A 20,376-nucleotide genomic window follows, 5' to 3' on the forward strand; every position below is an offset into this window, starting at 1 on the left:
GGAGTTAGCGAGTTGTCCAGTCTCAACTCTGTGTCCACAGATTTCGGGCTTCCTCTGGCTTTTCGTCCCGTCGGAACTCACTCTGGGTAGTGGATGGCGGAGTTCGGGCGGACGTGCGGTGAGCGCGTCGGGACAGACGGGGACAGCGCATGGAGGCGATGCGGCTCATCGTGGCGAGCAGGCGTGCCCTGGCGGGGACCGGCGAGACCCCGGAGGTGATGCAGGAGGCATGGCAGGCGCATGCCCTGGCCCAGGCGATAGGCAGCCGGTTCGCTGTCTCCGGACCACCCGAACTCCGGGGCGAGGCCCTGGGCCTGACCGAGCTGGCGGGCCGGGGCTGCGGAGTCCTCGGTGCTCACGCCCTCGACGTCGGCGCCTTACGGGCCGCCCGGCTCACCGAGTTGGGCGACGCCCGCGAGGCACTCGTCAGCCTGGGCCGCCTCCTGGGCGAGGTCGGGATCGCCCTCGTCGGGATCGCCTGCGCGGCGGACGACCAGGGGACGTACTGGCAGTGCATGGAGGCCATCGACGCGGCGGACGAGTCCCGGGACCGGGTCCTGGAGATGCTGAGACGGCTGACGGTGCGGGACACGGCGGCGGGGTGAGGGCGGTCTTCAGCCCTTCCGGCGTTTGAGGACGAGCGCGTTCAGCGCGATACGGGGGTCTGGGGGCGGAGCCCCCAGGTACGGGACGGGCAGGGGCGGAGGGGGCGAAAAACGCCCCCCGGCGTCAGCCGTGGTCACCGTCGTTCGCGACGGCGGGCCGGGACCCCGAAAGATCCGCGTCCAGCTGGGTCAGATCGGCGTTGAGCGCCGCCATCAGCTCCTCCATCTGCTGGAGCAGCCCCTTCGGCTGCGCAGACACCACCTGCTGGGGAACTGCGTCCTGGGACATGTGGGACATGAAGGCCTCCTCGGCCCGTGGCCCCGACAGGGACCGGTGCGGGTGACACGCCGGCGACCCCCGGCGACGGTGCCGGGCGGTCCGGCTCCGCCCGAGCCAACGATCATCACCGAGCCGGGTCACTGGCACGGAGAAGTGCCGCGCGCGGGGTTGACGCATTTTCACCCGACCGGGGACAGGAGTACCCCCGTGGGACCGATGGGTTGACCGGTACGCGACCGTGCAGGATAGAGGCATGGATCTTCGAATCTTCACCGAGCCCCAGCAGGGCGCGACCTACGACACCCTTCTCGAGGTTGCCAAGGCCACTGAGGACCTCGGCTTCGACGCCTTCTTCCGCTCCGACCACTACCTCCCCATGGGCTCGGCCGACGGCCTCCCGGGCCCGACCGATGCCTGGATCACCCTCGCCGGGCTCGCCCGCGAGACCAAGCGCATCAGGCTCGGCACGCTGATGACCGCCGGCACCTTCCGACTGCCCGGCGTCCTCGCGATCCAGGTCGCGCAGGTCGACCAGATGTCCGGCGGCCGGGTGGAACTCGGCCTGGGCGCAGGCTGGTTCGAGGAGGAGCACAAGGCGTACGGCATCCCGTTCCCGAAGGAGAAGTTCGCGCGCCTGGAGGAGCAGCTGGCGATCGTCACCGGGCTCTGGGCGACCGAGGCGGGCAAGACCTTCAGCCACCACGGCACCTACTACGACCTGACCGACTCGCCCGCCCTGCCCAAGCCCGCCCAGGCGAAGGTGCCCCTCCTCATCGGCGGCCACGGCGCGACCCGCACCCCGCGGCTCGCCGCCCAGTACGCCGACGAGTTCAACATGCCGTTCGCGTCGATCGAGGACAGCGAGCGCCAGTTCGGCCGGGTGCGCGCCGTGGCGGAGCAGGCCGGACGCAAGGGCGAGGACATCACGTACTCCAACGCGCTGGTGGCCTGTGTCGGCAAGGACGACGCGGAGGTCGCCCGCCGTGCCGCCGCGATCGGCCGGGAGGTCGACGAGCTGAAGGCCAACGGGCTGGCCGGTACGCCGGACGAGGTCGTCGACAAGATCGGCCGTTACGCGGAGATCGGCTCCCGGCGCATCTACCTCCAGATCCTCGACCTCGGCGATCTCGACCACCTCGAACTGATCTCGGCGCGGGTTCAGTCGAAGTTGGTGTAGTCCGGGAGCAGCACCGCCCGCTCGGGCCAGGTCCGTGGGGATGGCGTGGGCGGCGCGCTCCGTGAGTGCGCCGCCCGCCGTCTCACCGAGTGACTGGGCCCGTTCCTGTCATCAGGGCGGGGCGTGTTGGTGGGGCCTGTTCCTGTCATCAGGGCGAGCCGGTCGGTGAGTTGCCGGCCGGTGTTCACTCGGCCGGTGCTGGCTCCGCCAGTGCTCAATTGGCCAGTGCTGTTGTCACGTCGTCGAGGACGATCCCGGCCGCCAGTGGGCCGCCCGCGCTGTTCCACGCCGAACCCTGGATGACCACCACGTGGCCCTGCTTCTCGGCTTCCAGCTTGCTGAAGTTGGGGACCTTCTGGGCCTCGGCGTAGGCCTTTTCCCCGTCGGCCTTGTCGGAGAGGGTGCCGAAGAAGAGCCAGTCACCGTCGATGGTGGTGAGCTTCTCCAGGCTGACCGGCTCGCTGTGTCCGCTGCTCTCGCCCTGCTGGTCCGTGGGCCGGTCGAGGCCCAGCGCGGAGAGGGTGGAGCCCACGTGGCCCTTGCCCTTGCCGACGACGGAGGGGGCGCTGTCCTGCCAGCGGATGACGCTGACGGCCGCGCCGGCGTTGGCGCCGAGCTTCTCCTTCGTGGCGGCGACGTCGGCGTCGAAGTCGCTCAGTATCTTCTCGCCCTGTTCCTTCTGGTTCAGCGCGTCGGCCGTGGCCGTGAAAGCCACCTTCCAGTCCGCGTTCAGCTTGGCGGTGACCACGGTCGGTGCGATGGCCTGGAGCTTGGCGAGTTCTCTCTTCGCGCCGGTCGTCTCGTCGAGCAGGATGAGGTCGGGCCGGAGCGTGGCCAGCTTCTCCATGTCGGCCTCGGCGACGGTGGCGACGACCTCGGCCTTCGACGCCTTGTCGGCGAGATAGGTGGACACCCCCGTCTGGCCCCGACCCGCGGTGGCGCCGACGGGCTCGATGCCGAGGGCGAGCGCGGCGTCCAGCGTGGGCTCGCTGAGCGCGACGACCTTCTGCGGCTCGGCGGGCACCTTGACCTTGCGGCCCTGAGCGTCGGTGATCGTGCGCGTGGCCGACTCGCTCGGATCCGCGGCAGCGCTGCTGCTGTCGTCGTCACTGCCACAGGCGGTCAGGAGCAATGCTCCCGTCATGACGGCGGCAGCCGAGGTCAGGACCGCTCTGCGGGAGGCTCGGGTGGAGGACATCTGCGTAAGCTCCTTGGTGGCAACGGGAGTTGGTGGGTGGGGTGGCGTGGGTGGAGGGGTGTGGGGGGTGGTTCTTGGGGCCGGGCCGGGTCAGCCGGGGCCTGGGCCCAGCAGCCGCACCAGGCCGTCGGCCAAGGCGCTGTGCCAGCAGGCGTAGTCGTGGCCGCCGTTGTACTCGTTGAAGGTCATCCGGTAGCCCGCCGAGCCCAGGGCGTCGTACACGACGCGGCTGTGGTCGACCATGAGCCCCTCGTGCAGTCCGACATCCAGGTGGATCGTGATGGGCCGGGGGCCCGCTTCGGTGTAGAGATCGATGACCCAGGGAATGCCGGAGCCCGCGGACTTGGGTACGCCCGGTGGCATCCCGGGCCGCCACCAGAGGGAAGCCGACTGGGCGAGTACGTTGCCGAACCGGTCGGGCCGTAGGTGTGCGGCGTACAGCGCGGTCAGGGCGCCCAGGCTCTGCCCCGCGACGACGGTCCGTTCCGGGTCCGAGGTCAACGGCCAACGGCCGCCCGCCCAGGGCAGCAGTTCGTCCGTGAGGAAGGCCACGAACTCGTCGCGTCCGCCCAGTTCGTTCCAGCGGGTGTGCCGGTCCACGGCGTCGGGTGACACCACGGCGAGCGGTGGCAGGGCGCCGTCGGCGATCAACGCGTCGAGCGTGTGTCCGAGCCCGAGCCGGCCGAACCACATGTCGCCGTCGCACAGTACGAGGACGGGCAGCGGGTCCGGGCCGCCGGAATCCGTTGCGCTGCCTGCGCTGCCCGTGCCGCCTGCGCTGTCCGTGCTGCCCGCACTGTCCGTGCTGACTGCGTCGCTTGGGTCGCCCGCGTCGCTCTGGTCGTGGCCCGGCGGCAGGTAGACCCAGACCTCGCGATCGCCGCCGAGCGCGGTGGCGGTTACCCGGTGCGGCTCGACCCGCCCGGCCGGCACAGTGCCGTGTCGCCCCGCCCAGGGCTGCGCGGGGGCGTCCGGCAGGGCGAAGACCGAGCTGTCGGCCGCGTGCCAGCGGGTCGGCATGGGCTGCCGGTTCAGCGGGTCCGGTGCGGCGTGTCCGGACAGCGACCGCAGTCGCTGCTGGAGGCCGTCCGGGTCCTTGGTCGGTTCCTCGGTCGAGATGTCGGCGGCCATGCGGTAGGAGCCGACATGGTCGGAGCGCAGCCGCAGCCCCAGGTGCCAGACGTCGGTGCCCGGGATGTGCTCCAGCAGGGAGCCGGCGAGGTTCTCGCGGTCGATGATGCGGTTGCCGAGCAGCAGCACCTGCCGGGTCGCGCGGTCGCCGCGCCACAGGAAGGTGACGGCCCGGTGGCCGGGTTCGTCCTCCAGTTCCTCCAGTTCTTCGACGAGCGGGGTGCCGAGGCGCTCCACTTCGGCCCAGAAGTTCCCCGTCAGGACCTCGTGCTGGTCGGCGTCGGTCGCGGCCAGGTGGGTCACGAGGCGTGTGACGCGCGTGCCGGTGATACGGACCGGACGTGCGCTGATCCGGGAGTCGGGCGGTGCGGCGGCGCGCGCCGGTGGCGCGGTCACCGCAGCTCTCCGCCGGTGCGGGCGAGTTCGACGAGCCGCGGCACGGTCTCCGCGGGGCTCGGCATCCCCGCCATCTCGCGAGCCGTGTCCCGGGCGGCGGCGCGCAGCGCGTCGTCGGTCAGGAGACGGTCGATCAGCCCGGCCGTGAGATCGCCGGGTCCGACCGATCCGCCGGGTCCGCCGGGTCCGCCGGGTCCGTCGGATCGGTTGGATCCGTCGGGTCTGTCGGAACCGTCGGGTACGAGGCCGCAGCCGCGGGCCCGCACCGCGGCCGCATTGGCGGGGCGGTCGGCGCCCTCGCCGAGGACGATCTGCGGCAGCCCGGCATCGAGTGCCGTCAGGGTGGTCCCGGCGCCCCCGTGGTGGACGACTGCGTCGCTCCGGGCGAGCAGGAGACCCAGCGGTATCCAGTCCACGGGGCGCACGTTGTCGGGCAGGGTGCCTAGGGCGCTGAGGTCCCCGCCGCCGAGCGCGAGGACGAACTCGGCGTCGGTCTCCCGCGCGGCGTCCACCACCCACTTCACCGGTGACACCCCGTCGACGACGGGCTGCACCGTGCCGAGGGTGACGGTGACGCGGGGACGCTTGCGGCTTGTGGACAGCCAGTCGGGCAGTCTGCCGCCGCCGTTGTAGGGGACGTACCGCATGAACCAGCGGCGGGGTTCGACAGCGGTGCTCATGCTGGGCGGCGCGATGTCGAGCCAGGCGGCGACGGGTGCGGGGCCTTCGAGCCCGTGCCGTTCGTAGGCGGGCGCAAGGGCGTTGTTGATCATGCGGACGTGGGCCCCGGTGTGGCCGAAGCCCACGGCATGCAGGACCGAGGGGACGCCGAGGCGGGCGGCCACCAGCTGTCCGGCCACGCCGAGCGGAGTGTGGACGACGAGGTCGGGCCGCCAGTCCTCGGCGACCTTGACCATGGTGTCGGCCATCTCGTCGCTGAAGAACGAGAATCCCTTGCCCTTCGGTGGCTCCCCGCGCTCACCCGGCGCCGGCGGTTTCCGGTCACCTTTGTTCTTCTCCATGCGTGCGTAGAGCGCGTCGGGGTCGATGCCGGGCGCGCAGTCGATGGTGTTGAGCCCGGCGCGCTCGGCGTGCCCGACGGCCGCGCCGCAGGTGGCCACCAGGACGTCGTGACCAGCTGCCCGCAGCGCGTGTGCGAGCGAAACCATGGGATACAGCAGCCCGAAGAAGGGCGGGCCTGCCAGCAGGACGCGCATGTCTCCTCTTCTCAACGAGTCGCGCACCGGGGGTAGTTGGACATGCGGGTGCACGGGCAGAAGGGTCGGCGGTGAAATCGTCAACGGTGAAGGTTAGGTTAGCCTAAGCTAAGTTCATGTCCACCGGAACGCGTCCCCAACCGGGTGGAACACGGCGGCTCGCCACGGCCTGCCGCCGCCACCCCCGCCTCCTGACCGCCCTCGTCCTCGGCTCCGTGTTCGGCACCGGCCTCGAAGCGTTCGGCCCCCTGATCGCGGGGATCGCCGTGAACGACGCCGTGGCCGGGCGCACCCACCGGGTCGGCGTCCTCGTCGGCGTCCTGTGCGCGTTGGCCGTCGTCCAGTTCGGCGCCGAGTTCACCCGGCGCTTCTTCGCCGGCAAGCTCGCACTCGCCGTGCAACACCAGCTGCGTACCGCCGTGTTCGCATCGGTCCAGCGCTACGACGGCGTCAAACAGGACGAGCTGCGCACCGGTCAGGTCGTCTCACGTGCGAACAGCGATCTCCAGCAGATCCAGATCATGCTCGGCATGCTCCCCATCCCGATCGGCGTGACCGCGCTCTTCACGGTCTCCCTCGCGGCGATGCTGTGGCTGTCCGCGCCGCTCACGCTGGTCGCTCTCGCCGTGCTGCCGGCGCTCGCGTTCACCGCCGCCCGCAGCCGCAAGCGGCTGGTGCCCGCCACCCGGAACGCGCAGGCCCAGGCCGCCACGATCGCCGAGCATGTCGAGGAGACGGTCACCGGCGTCCGCGTCGTCAAGGCCTTCGGCCAGGAGGACGCGGAGACGGAACGGATGGCGCGCGCCTCCCGCACCCTCTTCACGCGCCGGGTGGTGGTCGCCCGCCTCCAGGCCGCGGCCACGGCCGGCATGTCCGCGCTGCCCGCGGCAGGACAGGTCGGCGTACTCGCCGTGGGCGGCTGGCTCGCGCTGCGCGGCAGCATCGACGTCGGTACGTTCCTCGCCTTCGCCGGCTATCTGACGCTGCTGGCGGGCCCGGCCAGGCTCCTCGCCAACTTCGTCGTCACCGCCCAGCAGGCGCGGGCCGCCTCCGAGCGCGTCCATGAACTCATCGACGCCACACCGGACATCGCGGACCACCCGCACGCCGCGGATCTCCCTGAAGGCCCGCTGCAGATCGAACTGCGCGACGTCACCTTCGGCTACGCGCCCAGCGACCCGGTCCTCGCCGGCGTCTCCCTGGCCGTGCGCCCCGGCGAAACCCTCGCCGTCGTCGGCCCACCCGGCTCCGGCAAGTCCACCGTCTCCCTGCTCCTGAACCGCTTCTACGACCCACAGTCCGGCAGCGTCCACGTCGGCGCACCTGGCGAGCCGGGCGGTGTACGGGGCGAGCCGGACGGCATGCGCGGCGGGGCGACCGACCTGTGCGGCGAAGCGGATGGCGTAACCGGCGAGCGTGGTGCGGCGACCGGCGTGCGTGGCACGACAGACGATGTCCTCGGCGGGTCAACTGGTGTGCTTGGCAAGGCGGGTGGCGTGCTCCGGGAGTCGACCGGCGTGCGTGGCGCGGTGGAAGGCGTACTCGGCGGGGCAACTGTCTTGCGTGGCGTAAAAGATGAAGCACCCGGCAGGGCAACTGTCTTGCTTGGCGCGGCGGATGGCGTGCTCCGGGAGTCGACCGGCTTGCGTGGCGAGGCGGATGACGTACTCGGCAGGTCAACTGGCGTGCGTGGCGCGGCAGGCGATGTACGCGGCGGGGCAACTGTCTTGCTTGGCGCGGCGGGTGGCGTGCTCCGGGAGTCGACCGGCTTGCGTGGCGAGGCGGATGACGTACTCGGCAGTTCAACTGGCGTGCGTGGCGCGGCAGACGATGTACTCGGCGGGGCAACTGGCTTGCGCGGTGTGGCGGGCGGTGTACAGGGCGAGACCACAGACGTGCGTGGCGCGGCGGATGACGTAACCGGCGTGCCCGGCGCGGCAGACGACGTGTTCGGCCCCGGCGTGGCAGCCGACGTGTTCGGCGAGGCCACCGACATCCGTATGGTGCGCCTCGCCTCCCTCCGTTCCGCCGTCGGCAGTGTCTTCGAGGATCCCTTTCTCTTCTCCTGCTCCGTGCGCGACAACATCGCGCACGGCCGCGCCGACGCGACCGACGCCGAGGTGGAGGCGGCGGCGCGTGCCGCCGACGCCCACGGCTTCATCAGCGACCTGCCGGGCGGTTACGCGACCGAGGTCGGCGAACGCGGGATGGCGCTGTCGGGCGGTCAGCGGCAGCGCGTCGCCCTCGCGCGCGCCCTGATCACCGACCCGCGTGTCCTCGTCCTCGACGACGCGACGTCCGCCGTCGACCCGGCGACCGAAGCGGTCATCCAGGACGCGCTGCGCGGCGCCGCGGACGGCCGTACGACAGTCCTGATCGCCCACCGGCGCTCCACACTCGCCCTCGCGGACCGCATCGCCGTCCTCGACGGCGGCCGCCTCGTCGACCTCGGCACCGAGGCCGAACTCACCGAACGCTGCGCCCTGTTCCGCGAGCTGCTCGCCGGACCCAGCGGCAGCCTCGACGACCGCACCGGACCCGCGCCGGCCGCCGCGCAGGACGGCGTCACTCCCGACCTGTGGCCCGTGCCCCCGGCCACCCGCACCGGGAGCGGCGACGCCCCGGACGACAACCCGGGACTGGACGAACAGGCGTTGCGCTCCCCAGGTCCGCGCCCCACCCTGCGCCGGCTGCTGCGTCCCGTACGCGGACCGCTGTTGCTGGGGCTCGCGCTGCTCGCCGTGGACACCGCGGCCGGCGTCGCACTGCCGCTGCTCGTGCGGCACGGCCTCGACAACGGCGTGTCCGTCGACGAGGGCGCCGTGCTCGCGGTGTGTGTCCTGCTGGCGGCCGTCGCGGTCGGTATCAGCTGGGCCGCTCTGAACACGCAGGCCCGAGTCACCCGCCGGGCCGGGGAAAGCGTCCTCTACGGGCTCCGCGTACGCAGCTTCGCCCATCTCCAGCGCCTCGGCATGGACTTCTACGAGCGTGAGCGCGGCGGGCAGATCATGACCCGTGTCGTCAACGACATCGACGCCCTGTCCGCCTTCCTCCAGAACGGGCTGCTCACGTCCGTCGCCTCGCTGGCCACCATCACCGGCGCCGTGTGCGCCATGATCGCCGTCCACCCTCCACTGGCCCTGGCGGCACTCGCCCTGCTGCCGCTGATCCTCGTCGCCACCTATGTCTTCTGGCGGCTGTCGTCGGCCGCGTACGACGAGGCGCGCCGCCGCATCGGCGAAGTGAACTCCTCACTCCAGGAGAACGTCAGCGGACTGCGCACCTCGCAGGCGCAGGGCCGCGAGCGGGGCGCCGCACGTGACTTCGACCGGCTCTCCGACGCCTACCAGGCCTCGCGCCTGCGTGCCCAGCGCTACGCCTCCGTCTACTTCCCCAGCATCAACCTCACCGCCGAACTCTCCCGCGCCCTGGTCCTGTTGGTGGGTGCGCACCGGGTGGCCTCCGGTGACCTGTCGTCCGGCGTGCTGGTCGCGTTCATGCTCTACCTGGGTATGTTCTTCTCGCCCATCCAGCAGCTGTCCCTCACCTTCGACAGCTACCAGCAGGCCTCCGTCGGCCTGCGCCGCATCATCGAACTCCTGCGGATCACACCGTCCGTGCCCACCTCCCCGGACGAGGCCCCGCTGCCCGAGCGCCTGAGGGGCGAAGTCGAACTGCGGGGCGCGGGGCACACCTACGCGGGCGCCGAGCGGCCGTCCCTGCGCGGGGTCGACCTGCGCATCGCCGCCGGTGAGACGGTCGCCCTGGTCGGCACCACCGGCGCGGGCAAGTCCACCGTCGTCAAACTGCTCGCCCGCTTCTACGACCCCGACGAGGGCAGCGTCCTGGTCGACGGCACCGACGTGCGCCGCTGGCCCGTGTCCGGCTACCGCCGTCTCATCGGCTATGTCCCGCAGGAAGCCCACCTGTTCAGCGGCGACATCGCCGGCAACATCCGCTACGGCCGGCCCGCCGCGACCGACGCCGACGTGGAGGCGGCGGCCCGTGCCGTCGGTGCGCTCGACGTGATCGCCGCGCAGCCCTACGGTTTCCGGCAGCCCGTCGGCGAGGGCGGCAGGTCACTGTCCGCGGGCCAGCGCCAGCTGATCGCGCTCGCTCGCGCGGAACTCGTCGACCCCGCCGTGCTGTTGCTCGACGAGGCCACCGCCGCACTCGACCCGGCCACCGAGCAGGCCGTCGCCCGCGCCGGCGAACGCGCGGCCCACCGGCGTACCACCGTCGTCGTTGCCCACCGCATGTCGACCGCGGCCCGAGCCGACCGCATCGTCGTCCTGGACCACGGCCGTATCGCCGAACAGGGCACGCACGCCGAGCTGTTGGACGCGGATGGCGGGTACGCCCGGCTCTGGCGGCACGGGACCGCCGAGGTCGCCGACGAACCCGTCCAGTTCCGGAAGCCAACCGCCAAGACCACAGGAGTACGGCGGTGAGCGCCGCGACGACGTCCGCGCCCCCCAAGGAGGCGGACGGCAAGGAGGCGGACGGCAGAGAAGGGCGCCGCACCCGGGCCTCGGTGCGGGCGGCAGGCCTGCTGCTCGGGCTGGTGCTACTGGTCGCGGCGGTCGCGCTGTCGCTCGCCGTGGGCACCAAGCAGATACCGCTCGGCCAGGTGTGGTCGGGACTGTTCGCTCCCTCGGGCACCGAGAACGACGCGATCATCCGGGACCTCAGGCTGCCGCGCACCCTCATCGGGATCGCCGTCGGCGCGGCGCTCGGCATCGCGGGCGGCGTCATGCAGACCCTGACCCGCAATCCCCTCGCGGACCCCGGGCTGCTGGGCGTCAACGCGGGCGCGTCCGCCGCCGTCGTCACCGCGATCAGCGTGTTCGGCATCACCTCGTTCAGCGGATACCTGTGGTTCGCGCTCGCCGGTGCGGCCGTCGCCGCCACCGCCGTGAACGCGCTCGGCGGCGGCCGACTCGCCACCCCGGTCCGGCTCGCCCTCGCCGGAACGGCCATCAACGCGGCCCTCTTCGGCTACGTCAACGGCCTTCAACTGTGGGACCTGAGCGCCCTGGACGCCATGCGGCACTGGTCGGTGGGCACGCTCGCCAAACGCGACCCCCAACTCCTGCTCACCGTGCTGCCGTTGCTCGTGGCCGGCGCCCTGCTCGCCTTCGCGCTGGCCCGGCCGCTGGGCGCGCTCGCCCTGGGCGAGGACCACGCCCAGGCACTGGGCACCCGGGTGAGACGCGCGCGCGTGCTGTCGGTCGTCTCCATCACGCTGCTGTGCGGCGGCGCGACCGCCGTGTGCGGGCCGATCGGCTTCATCGGGCTGATGATCCCGCACGCGGCACGCGCGTTCGCCGGTCCCGACCCGCGCCGGCTGCTGCCGTACTGCGCGGTGCTCGCGCCGGTGCTGCTGCTCGTCTCGGACGTGATCGGTCGGGTCGTGGCGCCGCCGTCCGAGATCGAGGTCGACATCGTCACGTCGTTCCTCGGCGGGATTCTCTTCGTCCATCTGGTGCGGCAACGGAAGGTGGCCCAGTTGTGACCCTGATCGAGGACGAGCGGCGCCGGTCCGGGGCGGTCCGTTCGGACCTGCGGCGCGGTCTGCTCCGTACGGGCCACTGGTCACTGCGGTACGACACGCGGGCGCTGCTGGTCTGTCTCGGCATCGCCGTGCTGGCCGCGTGCGTGACGGTGCTCTCCATCGGCACCGGCACGTACCAGCTGTCGCCCGTTGAGGTCGTGCGCACCTTCGCCGGGAACGGCCCGCCCGGAGCCGAGTTCATCGTGCTCGATCTGCGGTTGCCGCGCGCCCTGGTGGCCCTCCTGGTGGGCTTCGCGATGGGCATGGCGGGCGCGGTGTTCCAGTCACTGACCCGCAACCCGCTCGGCAGCCCGGACATCATCGGGTTCGGCAACGGCGCCTCCGCGGGTGCGCTCGTCGCGATCATCATCCTCGACGCGGGGGCACCCCAGACGGCACTCGGCGCGGTGGGCGGTGGCTTCGCCACGGCGGCGGTGGTGTATCTGCTGGCGTGGAAGCGGGGTGTGCACGGCTATCGGCTCGTCCTCGTCGGCATCGGCGCGTCCGCGGTGCTCGGTTCGGCGACCAGCTTCCTCTACGTACGAGCCGAGATCGGCAAGGCGGCGCAGGCCGCGAGTTGGATGATCGGCTCGCTCAACGCCCGCGACTGGAACGAGGTCCGGATCGCCGCCCTCGGCCTGGTGGTCCTCGTCCCGGTCGTCCTGTTCTACGGGCGGCGGCTGACGATGCTGGAGATGGGCGACGACACCGCCGCCGCGCTCGGAGTGCCGCCCGAGCGCAGCCGCCTGCTGCTGCTGTGCGCGGGCACGGGGCTGACCGCGATGGCGGTCGCCGCCTGCGGACCCATCCCGTTCGTCGCGATGGCCGCGCCACAGCTGGCGCGCCGGGTGACCAGGGCAGCCGGCCCCAACGTCCTGCCGGCCGCGTGGATGGGCGCGCTCCTGGTCTCCGCCGCGGACCTGGCCACGCAGCGCGTAACCGGCTCCGCCATCCTGCCCGTCGGCGTGGTGACGGGCGTGGCCGGCGGCATCTTCCTTGGCTGGCTGCTGCTCCGGGAACGCCGCGACCACCGACTGTGAGACGCCGGGTGTCCGCGTGAAAATTCCTGAGCCCAACAGATGAGTTCGCTGTACGTTGAGCGTGCGCGCCGCGCCGGTCCGTAGCTCAAGTATCCGCAGTTCAGAAGACGTTTCGAGGCAACCCACCGTGTTCCTGACGATCACCGCCACCGGCACCCCAGAACGCCCAGCGACCGACCTCGGCTACCTGCTGCACAAGCATCCCGACAACGCGCAGGCGTTCTCGACGTCGTACGGCACGGCCCACGTCCTGTATCCCGAGGCGTCCGTCGAGCGGTGCACGGCCGCGCTGCTCCTTGAGGTCGACGCGGTCGCGCTGGTCCGGCGCGGCAAGGGCAAGGGCCGCGGCGGCGCACCCGACGCCGCGCTCGCGCAGTACGTCAACGACCGCCCGTACGCGGCCTCTTCGCTGCTCGCTGTCGCGCTGAGCGCGGTGTTCTCCAGCGCCATGAAGGGCCAGTGCAACGCCAGGCCCGAGCTGCCCGCGCGGCCCCTCCCGCTCCGTGTCGAGGTGCCCGCACTGCCCGCACGCGGCGGCGCGGACCTCGTACGGGGGCTGTTCGAGCCGCTGGGATGGACGGTGACGGTCGAGCCGGTGGCGCTGGACGCGGAGTTCCCCGCGTGGGGTGACTCGCGGTACGTATGCCTCGTACTGGAGTCGGCGCGGCTGACCCTGTCCGAGGCCCTGCGTCACCTCTACGTCCTTCTCCCGGTGCTCGACGACGCCAAGCACTACTGGGTCTCGTCCGACGAGGTCGACAAGCTGCTGCGGGCGGGCGAGGGCTGGCTGCCCGACCACCCGGAGCAGAAGCTGATCACCAGCCGCTATCTGTCGCGCCGCTGGTCGCTGACGCGCGAGGCGCTGGAGCGGCTGGAACTCGTACGGCTCGCCGAGGCCGACGACAGCGCGATCGAGGAGATCGACAACGCGGTTGCCGAGGAGACGGAGGCGGACGACGCCGAGAACTCCCAGGAGAAGTCCGTGTCCCTCGCCGTCCAGCGGCGGGACGCGATCCTCGCCGCACTGCACGCGTCCGGCGCGGCACGGGTGCTCGATCTCGGCTGTGGACAGGGCCAGTTGGTGCAGGCGCTGCTCAAGGACATGCGGTTCGACGAGATCGTCGGTGTCGACGTGTCGATGCGCGCGCTCACCGTCGCCTCGCGGCGGCTCAAGCTGGACAGCATGGGGGAGCGGCAGGCCGCACGTGTCAAGCTCATCCAGGGCTCGCTCGCGTACACCGACAAGAGGCTCAAGGGGTATGACGCCGCGGTGCTCAGCGAGGTCATCGAGCACCTCGACCTGCCCCGGCTGCCCGCCCTGGAGTACGCGGTGTTCGGCTCCGCACGCCCGAAGACCGTGCTCGTGACCACACCGAACGTCGAGTACAACGTCCGTTGGGAGACCCTCCCGGCCGGCCACTCCCGGCACGGCGACCACCGCTTCGAGTGGACGCGGGAGGAGTTCCGGGCCTGGGCGGAGCGAGTCGCCGGGCGGCACGGATACGGCGTGGAGTTCACGCCCGTCGGCCCCGACGACCCGGAAGTGGGGCCGCCGACCCAGATGGCCACGTTCTCGATGAACACAGCCACACCGACCACGAAGGAGGAGAAGGCAGCATGACCGAAACCAAGGGGCGCACCCTGCCCGTCACCGACCTCTCCCTCGTGGTCCTGGTCGGCGCGTCCGGCTCGGGCAAGTCCACCTTCGCCCGCAGGCACTTCAAGCCGACCGAGATCATCTCCAGCGACTTCTGCCGGGGCCTGGTCGCCGACGACGAGAACGACCAGAGCGCCAGCGGCGACGCCTTCGACGTGCTGCACTACATCGCGGGCAAGCGGCTCGCGGCGGGCCGGCGCACGGTCGTCGACGCGACGAACGTGCAGGAGGAGGGCCGCAAGCAGCTGATCGAACTCGCCAGGCAGTACGACGTGCTGCCCATCGCGATCGTGCTCGACGTGCCCGAGGAGGTCTGCGCCGAGCGCAACGCCGTACGCGTCGACCGCGCCGACATGCCGCGCCGCGTCATCCAGCGCCACACCCGCGAACTCCGCCGTTCCCTGCGGCACTTGGAGCGCGAGGGGTTCAGGAAGGTGCACATCCTGCGGGGTGTCGAGGAGGCCGAGAGCGCCGAGATCCGCACCGAGAAGCGGTACAACGACCTCACCCACCTCACCGGCCCGTTCGACATCATCGGCGACATCCACGGCTGCGCCTCTGAGTTGGAGACGCTGCTCGGCAAGCTCGGCTATGTCGACGGGGTGCACACGGAGGGACGTACGGCCGTCTTCGTCGGCGACCTCGTCGACCGCGGCCCGGACACTCCCGGCGTACTGCGCCGCGTGATGTCCATGGTCGGATCCGGCAACGCCCTGTGCGTGCCCGGCAACCACGAGAACAAGCTCGGCCGCCACCTCAAGGGCCGCAAGGTCCAGCACACGCACGGACTCGCCGAGACCATCGAGCAGTTGGCGAAGGAGAACGACGAATTCCGCGCGGGGGTAAGGGAGTTCGTCGACGGGCTCGTCAGCCACTACGTCCTGGACGGCGGACGCCTCGTCGTCTGCCACGCCGGTCTGCCCGAGAGGTACCACGGCCGTACGTCGGGCCGGGTGCGCTCGCACGCGCTGTACGGGGACACCACCGGCGAGACGGACGAGTTCGGGCTGCCGGTGCGGTACCCCTGGGCGGAGGACTACCGGGGCCGGGCGGCCGTGGTGTACGGCCACACCCCTGTCCCCACCGCCACCTGGCTGAACAACACCATCTGCCTCGACACCGGTGCCGTCTTCGGCGGCAAGCTCACCGCGCTGCGCTGGCCGGAGCGCGAGCTCGTCGACGTACCGGCGGAGCGGGTCTGGTACGAGCCGGCCAAGCCGCTCGCCTCCGAGGCGCCCGGCGGACACGAGGGGCGGCCGCTCGACCTCGCGGACGTGCACGGCCGGCGGGTCGTCGAGACGCGACACGCGGGCCGGGTGTCGGTCCGTGAGGAGAACGCGGCCGCGGCCCTGGAGGTCATGAGCCGCTTCGCCGTGGACCCGCGGCTGCTGCCGTACCTGCCGCCGACGATGGCACCGACCGCGACCTCGCACATCGAGGGCTACTTGGAGCACCCGGCCGAGGCCTTCGCGCAGTACAAGGAGGACGGGGTCGAGCGGGTCGTGTGCGAGGAGAAGCACATGGGTTCGCGTGCGGTGGTGCTGGTGTGCCGGGACGCGGAGGCCGCGGGGGAGAGGTTCGGGGTGCATGGCCCGACAGGTGCGCTGTACACGCGGACCGGGCGTCCCTTCTTCGACTCCGCCGAGGTGACGGAGGAGATCCTCGGGCGGGTGCGCGCCGCCATGGACGAGGCCGGACTGTGGGCGGAGCTGGAGACCGACTGGGTGCTGCTCGACGCCGAGTTGATGCCGTGGTCGCTGAAGGCGTCCGGGCTGCTGCGGACGCAGTACGCCGCTGTGGGCGCCGCGTCCGGGGCCGTGTTCCCCGGCGCGCTGGCCGCGCTCGAAGGGGCGGCCGCGCGAGGCGTCGACGTGCGGGACCTGCTGGACAAGCAGCGGGAACGGGCCGCCGACGCGGCGGCGTTCACCGACGCCTACCGGCGGTACTGCTGGACCACGGACGGACTGGAGGGCGTGCGGCTCGCTCCCTTCCAGATCCTCGCGGTCCAGGGGCGCAGCCTGGCAGGCCTCCCGCACGACGAGCAGCTCGCTCTGCTCGACCGCCTGGTCGAGCACGACGGGAGCGGGCTACTCCAGACGACCCGGCGGCTGTTCGTGGACACGGGGGACCCCGAGTCCGTGCGGGCGGGCGTCGACTGGTGGCTGGAGATGACCGGGCGCGGCGGCGAGGGCATGGTCGTCAAGCCGGTCGCCGCGTTGGTCCGCGGCGAGAAGGGACGGCTGGTGCAGCCCGGCATCAAGTGCCGGGGCCGGGAGTACCTGCGGATCATCTACGGACCCGAGTACACCCGCCCGGAGAACCTCGCCCGCCTGCGCGGCCGTTTCCTCAACCACAAGCGGTCCCTCGCGATCCGCGAGTACGCCCTGGGCCTCGAAGGCCTCGACCGCCTCGCGGAGGGCGAGCCGCTGTGGCGCGTCCACGAAGCGGTGTTCGGGGTACTGGCACTGGAGTCGGAGCCGGTGGACCCGAGACTGTGAGCAACAGACGCCGGCCGGCGCTGGAGATCTTCCAGCCCGGCCGGAGCTCTTTCAGCCCGCCCGGCGTTTGAGGGCGTGCCTGTGCCGTCCCGATCCCCACCCACCCGCGAGGGCGGCATTTCCAGCCCGTCCGGCGTTTGAGGACGAGCGCGTTCAGCGCGATGCGGGGGTCTGGGGGCGGCAGCCCCCAGGAAGCATGGGACGGGTAGGGGCGGAGGGGGCGAAAAAACGTCACCCCACCAGCCGCAACCTCGCCTCCGCCATCCCCAGGCGGATTGTCTGCCCCCAGGTCAGCTCCAGCGCATCCGCCTCCATCCCGTCCCCGAACGCGATGACCCGGTCGGATTCCACCGTGAGCCGGAGCCCCGCAGCGCCGCCGAGCTCGCCCGCCACCAGCGACGTCCCGGTGGCAGGCGAAGGCCACGCCTCGCGAACGAACCACAGCAGCCGCGGCTCCGTGGGCCCGGGCAACGGCACCCGACCACCCCTCTCCTCCCAAAGCGACCGCAGCCACCCCGTCGCCCCGGTCCCCGTCCCCACCAGCACTCCGGACGAGGCCTGGGGCTCGACGACACCCCTGTCGTCGTCGAGCCCCAGGCGGTACCGGACGGTCTGGTGCCCGGCCGCTCCGAGGTAGATCTCGTTCAGCGCCACCAGTCGCTGGGTGTCGTCGGCGACGGCCTCGACCATGGTGAGTTCGTCCGCCACCGCGCCCCGGGCCACCGCCGAGACGATCAACGCGCCCGCGTCGCCGACCCGATGCCGCACCAGCACCCCGGGATTGCGCCCGGGATCTGTGTCGATCCCCACAACGGGCTGGCCCGCCAGATACTTGGCGACGTTGGCGACAAGACCGTCCTGCCCGACGACGACCACGATGTCCTCGGGCGCGAACAGGAACCGGTCCAAGTCGGCGCGTTCCACCCGCGCTTGACGCCACGTCAGGGGGATGCCGGAGGCGACCTCGGCCAGCGCCCGCCGCGTCCGACGGCTCCGCTCCGCCACCTCCTCGATGTCCCGCCCCCGGGAGGAGAGCAAGAACGCCGCCTGCCCGTGCGTTCCGTGCCGGGCCACCAACTCCTCGTACTCCGTGGTGCGATGGACCAGCACGACCCGCGGCGCGAGACTCACGCCGAACCTTCCGAAGCCCCGCCGCCCAGCCGGGCGAGCAGCCCCGTCAGGACATCCGGCGACACGGTGACGCTGTCGATCCGCGGCAGGTTCTCGGCGAGCCGTGTCGCCGTCAGGGCGTGCAGCGTGGCGACCTCGACGTCCGCGTGCACCCGCAGCCAGGCGGCCTGCGCCTCGGCCCGGGCCGCGCCGAGCCCTCGCGCGGCCTCCGCCTCGGCCTTGGCGAGCCGCACGGCACGCGTGGCCTCCGCCTCCGCGAGGCGGACCGTCCGCGCCGCCTCCGCCGTGGCGCGCACCGCGTCCGCCGCCGCGAGCTCCTCCGCCTCGCGCCGCGCGTTGGTGCCCCGCTGGTCGACCAACTGCTCCTCGCGCCGGGCGAGTTCGATCTGGCTGGCGAGTTCGTTCTCGGCGATGGCGCGCTCCCGCTCGACCGCGACGGCCCGGCGTTCGTACGTCGCCTTGTCCGCGTCCTGCTGGATCTGCTCGCGGGCGGGGGTGCGCAGCGCCCGCTCCACCTCGGGCTCGGGGCGCAGCGCGACGACCCGTACGGCCACGATCTCGATCCCCGTCGCGGGCAGTCGGGGTTCCGCGGCGAGCCCGCCCGCTATCCGTTCCCGTACCGACGCGACGCCGTCCATCAGCGCGGCCGCCAGCGACGTACGGGCCAGCACGTCCAGCGCGTGTTGCTGGGCCGTCTCCGTCAGCAGCGACCCGAGCTGTTCAAGGGGCGCGCCACGCCACGCACCCGTGTCGGGGTCGATGGAAAAGTCGAGGCGGCCGGCCGCGAGCGCCGGATCGCTGATGCGGTAGGTGACGGTCGCCTGCACCGCCACGTCCTGGAAGTCGGACGTACGGGCGTGGAAGGTCATCGCCAACTCGCGGTCGTCGACCGGGACTTCGGAGAGTGCAGCGGTCAGCGACCGGTACCAGAAGCTGAGCCCGGGACCGTCGTGCACCAGGCTGCCCGACCGGTGGTGCCGGACATGGGCGGTCGGCGCTCCCCGCAGATGGCGCCAGCCGAGACGGCGGGTGATGTCGGCCATGGAAAACCCCCTTGTCGCTGAGTTGCCCAGCGGCCTCAGCGACCTTCGTCAGTCGTTCGTCAGTTGCTCAGCAGTTGCCTGCCAGTCGTTTTCGTCAACGCGACGATAATGGAGGGGCTCGGTTATCGTCAAGAGGACGAAATGAAACGGAGCGGGTCGGCGCGATCAGTGGGTGAACACGCGTCCGGATGGTCAGGATGGAGACATGGGATTCCATGTCGACTCCGAGGCCGGGCGGCTGCGCCGCGTCATCCTGCACCGGCCGGATCTTGAGCTCAAAAGGCTCACCCCCAGCAATAAGGACGCCCTGCTCTTCGACGACGTGCTCTGGGTGCGCCGGGCGCGCGCCGAGCACGACGGGTTCGCGGATGTGCTGCGCGATCGCGGGGTCACCGTCCATCTCTTCGGTGACCTGCTGACCGAGGCCCTGGAGATCCCGGCGGCCAGATCGCTCGTCCTGGACCGGGTCTTCGACGAGAAGGAGTACGGGCCACTCGCCACCGACCACCTCAGGGGCTCCTTCGAGGCCCTGCCCGCCCCGGATCTTGCCGCCGCGCTGGTCGGCGGCATGACCAAGCGGGAGTACCTGAACGCACACATGGAGCCGACCTCCGTGCGCTTTCATGTCATGGACCTCGACGACTTCCTGCTCGGCCCGCTGCCCAACCACCTCTTCACCCGGGACACCTCCGCCTGGATCTACGACGGGGTCTCCATCAACGCCATGCGCTGGCCGGCGCGGCAGCGCGAGACCGTGCACTTCGAGGCGATCTACCGGCACCATCCGCTCTTCCGCGACGAGACCTTCAACCTCTGGTCCGAGGGGCAGGCGGACTACCCCTCCACCATCGAGGGCGGAGACGTGCTCGTCATCGGCAACGGCGCGGTCCTCATCGGCATGAGCGAACGGACGACGCCCCAGGCCGTCGAGATGCTCGCGCACAAGCTGTTCGAGGCCGGGTCCGCGAGCACCATCGTGGCGCTCGACATGCCCAAGCGGCGGGCCTTCATGCACCTCGACACCGTGATGACGATGGTCGACGGCGACATCTTCACGCAGTACGCGGGCCTTGGCATGCTCCGCTCGTACACCATCGAACCGGGTGTGGGCGACAAGGAACTGAAGGTCACCGACCATCCCCCGGAGCACATGCACCGCGCGATCGCCGCTGCACTGGGCCTGAGCGAGATCCGTGTCCTCACCGCCACCCAGGACGTGCACGCGGCCGCGCGGGAGCAGTGGGACGACGGCTGCAACGTTCTCGCCGTCGAACCGGGGGTCGTGGTCGCCTACGAGCGGAACGCGACCACCAACACGCATCTGCGCAAGCAGGGCATCGAGGTGATCGAGATTCCGGGGAGTGAGCTGGGGCGGGGGAGGGGTGGGCCGCGCTGTATGAGCTGTCCGGTCGAGCGCGGGGCTGTATAGGAGTCCCGGGGCCGTATGGA

The 20,376-nt window shown here is 71.6% G+C and carries 14 protein-coding genes; 8 read left to right on the forward strand and 6 right to left on the reverse strand.

Going from position 1 to position 20,376, the window contains the following annotated elements; all coding sequences use genetic code 11:
- Window positions 1-149: 149 nt before the first annotated feature.
- Window positions 150-605 carry a DUF6099 family protein gene (locus AB0N66_RS00495; protein WP_365426303.1) on the forward strand — a complete coding sequence of 152 codons (456 nt, stop codon included), beginning with the start codon at window positions 150-152 and terminating at the stop codon, window positions 603-605.
- A gap of 124 nt (window positions 606-729) precedes the next feature.
- Here AB0N66_RS00495 and AB0N66_RS00500 read toward each other — a convergent pair whose 3' ends face one another.
- A complete protein-coding gene (locus tag AB0N66_RS00500) occupies window positions 730-903 on the reverse strand; it encodes a hypothetical protein (RefSeq protein ID WP_365427337.1) in 174 nt (57 codons plus the stop codon).
- A 235-nt stretch (window positions 904-1,138) separates the two neighbouring features.
- Here AB0N66_RS00500 and AB0N66_RS00505 point away from each other — a divergent pair, with 235 nt between their 5' ends.
- Window positions 1,139-2,062 carry an LLM class F420-dependent oxidoreductase gene (locus tag AB0N66_RS00505; protein WP_365426305.1) on the forward strand — a complete coding sequence of 308 codons (924 nt, stop codon included), beginning with the start codon at window positions 1,139-1,141 and terminating at the stop codon, window positions 2,060-2,062.
- Between the two features lie 214 nt (window positions 2,063-2,276).
- Here the strand turns inward: AB0N66_RS00505 and AB0N66_RS00510 are convergent, their stop codons facing one another.
- The 3 genes from AB0N66_RS00510 to AB0N66_RS00520 all read right to left on the reverse strand — a co-directional run bounded on the left by AB0N66_RS00510 (window position 2,277) and on the right by AB0N66_RS00520 (window position 6,088).
- Window positions 2,277-3,260 (reverse strand): ABC transporter substrate-binding protein, encoded by a 984-nt coding sequence (locus AB0N66_RS00510; RefSeq protein WP_365426308.1) that lies wholly within the window; start codon window positions 3,258-3,260, stop codon window positions 2,277-2,279.
- A gap of 90 nt (window positions 3,261-3,350) precedes the next feature.
- Window positions 3,351-4,787, reverse strand: a complete 1,437-nt coding sequence (locus AB0N66_RS00515) for an alpha/beta hydrolase-fold protein (protein ID WP_365426312.1) — start codon at window positions 4,785-4,787, stop codon at window positions 3,351-3,353.
- A complete protein-coding gene (locus AB0N66_RS00520; protein ID WP_365426315.1) occupies window positions 4,784-6,088 on the reverse strand; it encodes a nucleotide disphospho-sugar-binding domain-containing protein in 1,305 nt (434 codons plus the stop codon). Before AB0N66_RS00520 ends, AB0N66_RS00515 begins: the two co-directional genes overlap by 4 nt.
- Window positions 6,089-6,120: 32 nt before the next feature.
- On the opposite strand from AB0N66_RS00520, the gene AB0N66_RS00525 reads away from it, so the two are divergent.
- The 5 genes from AB0N66_RS00525 to AB0N66_RS00545 all read left to right on the forward strand — a co-directional run bounded on the left by AB0N66_RS00525 (window position 6,121) and on the right by AB0N66_RS00545 (window position 16,753).
- Window positions 6,121-10,455: an ABC transporter transmembrane domain-containing protein gene (locus AB0N66_RS00525; protein ID WP_365426318.1), complete on the forward strand. Its 4,335-nt coding sequence runs from the start codon at window positions 6,121-6,123 to the stop codon at window positions 10,453-10,455.
- Window positions 10,456-10,538: 83 nt separating this feature from the next.
- Complete coding sequence (locus AB0N66_RS00530) at window positions 10,539-11,519, forward strand: iron chelate uptake ABC transporter family permease subunit (RefSeq protein ID WP_365427260.1); 981 nt, start codon at window positions 10,539-10,541, stop codon at window positions 11,517-11,519.
- A 47-nt stretch (window positions 11,520-11,566) separates the two neighbouring features.
- The gene (locus tag AB0N66_RS00535) at window positions 11,567-12,598 is read left to right on the forward strand and encodes an iron chelate uptake ABC transporter family permease subunit (protein ID WP_365427263.1); all 1,032 of its coding nucleotides are present in this window, start codon (window positions 11,567-11,569) and stop codon (window positions 12,596-12,598) included.
- Between the two features lie 127 nt (window positions 12,599-12,725).
- Window positions 12,726-14,219 carry a 3' terminal RNA ribose 2'-O-methyltransferase Hen1 gene (locus tag AB0N66_RS00540; protein WP_365426321.1) on the forward strand — a complete coding sequence of 498 codons (1,494 nt, stop codon included), beginning with the start codon at window positions 12,726-12,728 and terminating at the stop codon, window positions 14,217-14,219.
- Window positions 14,216-16,753 carry a polynucleotide kinase-phosphatase gene (locus tag AB0N66_RS00545; protein WP_365426323.1) on the forward strand — a complete coding sequence of 846 codons (2,538 nt, stop codon included), beginning with the start codon at window positions 14,216-14,218 and terminating at the stop codon, window positions 16,751-16,753. Before AB0N66_RS00540 ends, AB0N66_RS00545 begins: the two co-directional genes overlap by 4 nt.
- A 231-nt stretch (window positions 16,754-16,984) precedes the next feature.
- On the opposite strand, the gene AB0N66_RS00550 is transcribed toward AB0N66_RS00545, so the two are convergent.
- Window positions 16,985-17,884 (reverse strand): hypothetical protein, encoded by a 900-nt coding sequence (locus AB0N66_RS00550; protein WP_365426326.1) that lies wholly within the window; start codon window positions 17,882-17,884, stop codon window positions 16,985-16,987.
- Window positions 17,881-18,927 carry an SPFH domain-containing protein gene (locus AB0N66_RS00555; RefSeq protein WP_365426329.1) on the reverse strand — a complete coding sequence of 349 codons (1,047 nt, stop codon included), beginning with the start codon at window positions 18,925-18,927 and terminating at the stop codon, window positions 17,881-17,883. The genes AB0N66_RS00550 and AB0N66_RS00555 overlap by 4 nt, the downstream gene beginning before the upstream one ends.
- A gap of 205 nt (window positions 18,928-19,132) precedes the next feature.
- Here AB0N66_RS00555 and AB0N66_RS00560 point away from each other — a divergent pair, with 205 nt between their 5' ends.
- The gene (locus AB0N66_RS00560) at window positions 19,133-20,356 is read left to right on the forward strand and encodes an arginine deiminase (RefSeq protein WP_365426331.1); all 1,224 of its coding nucleotides are present in this window, start codon (window positions 19,133-19,135) and stop codon (window positions 20,354-20,356) included.
- The last annotated feature ends 20 nt before the right edge of the window (window positions 20,357-20,376 follow it).

The sequence above is a fragment of the Streptomyces sp. NPDC093544 genome (genome assembly GCF_040683495.1).
Classification (GTDB): domain Bacteria; phylum Actinomycetota; class Actinomycetes; order Streptomycetales; family Streptomycetaceae; genus Streptomyces.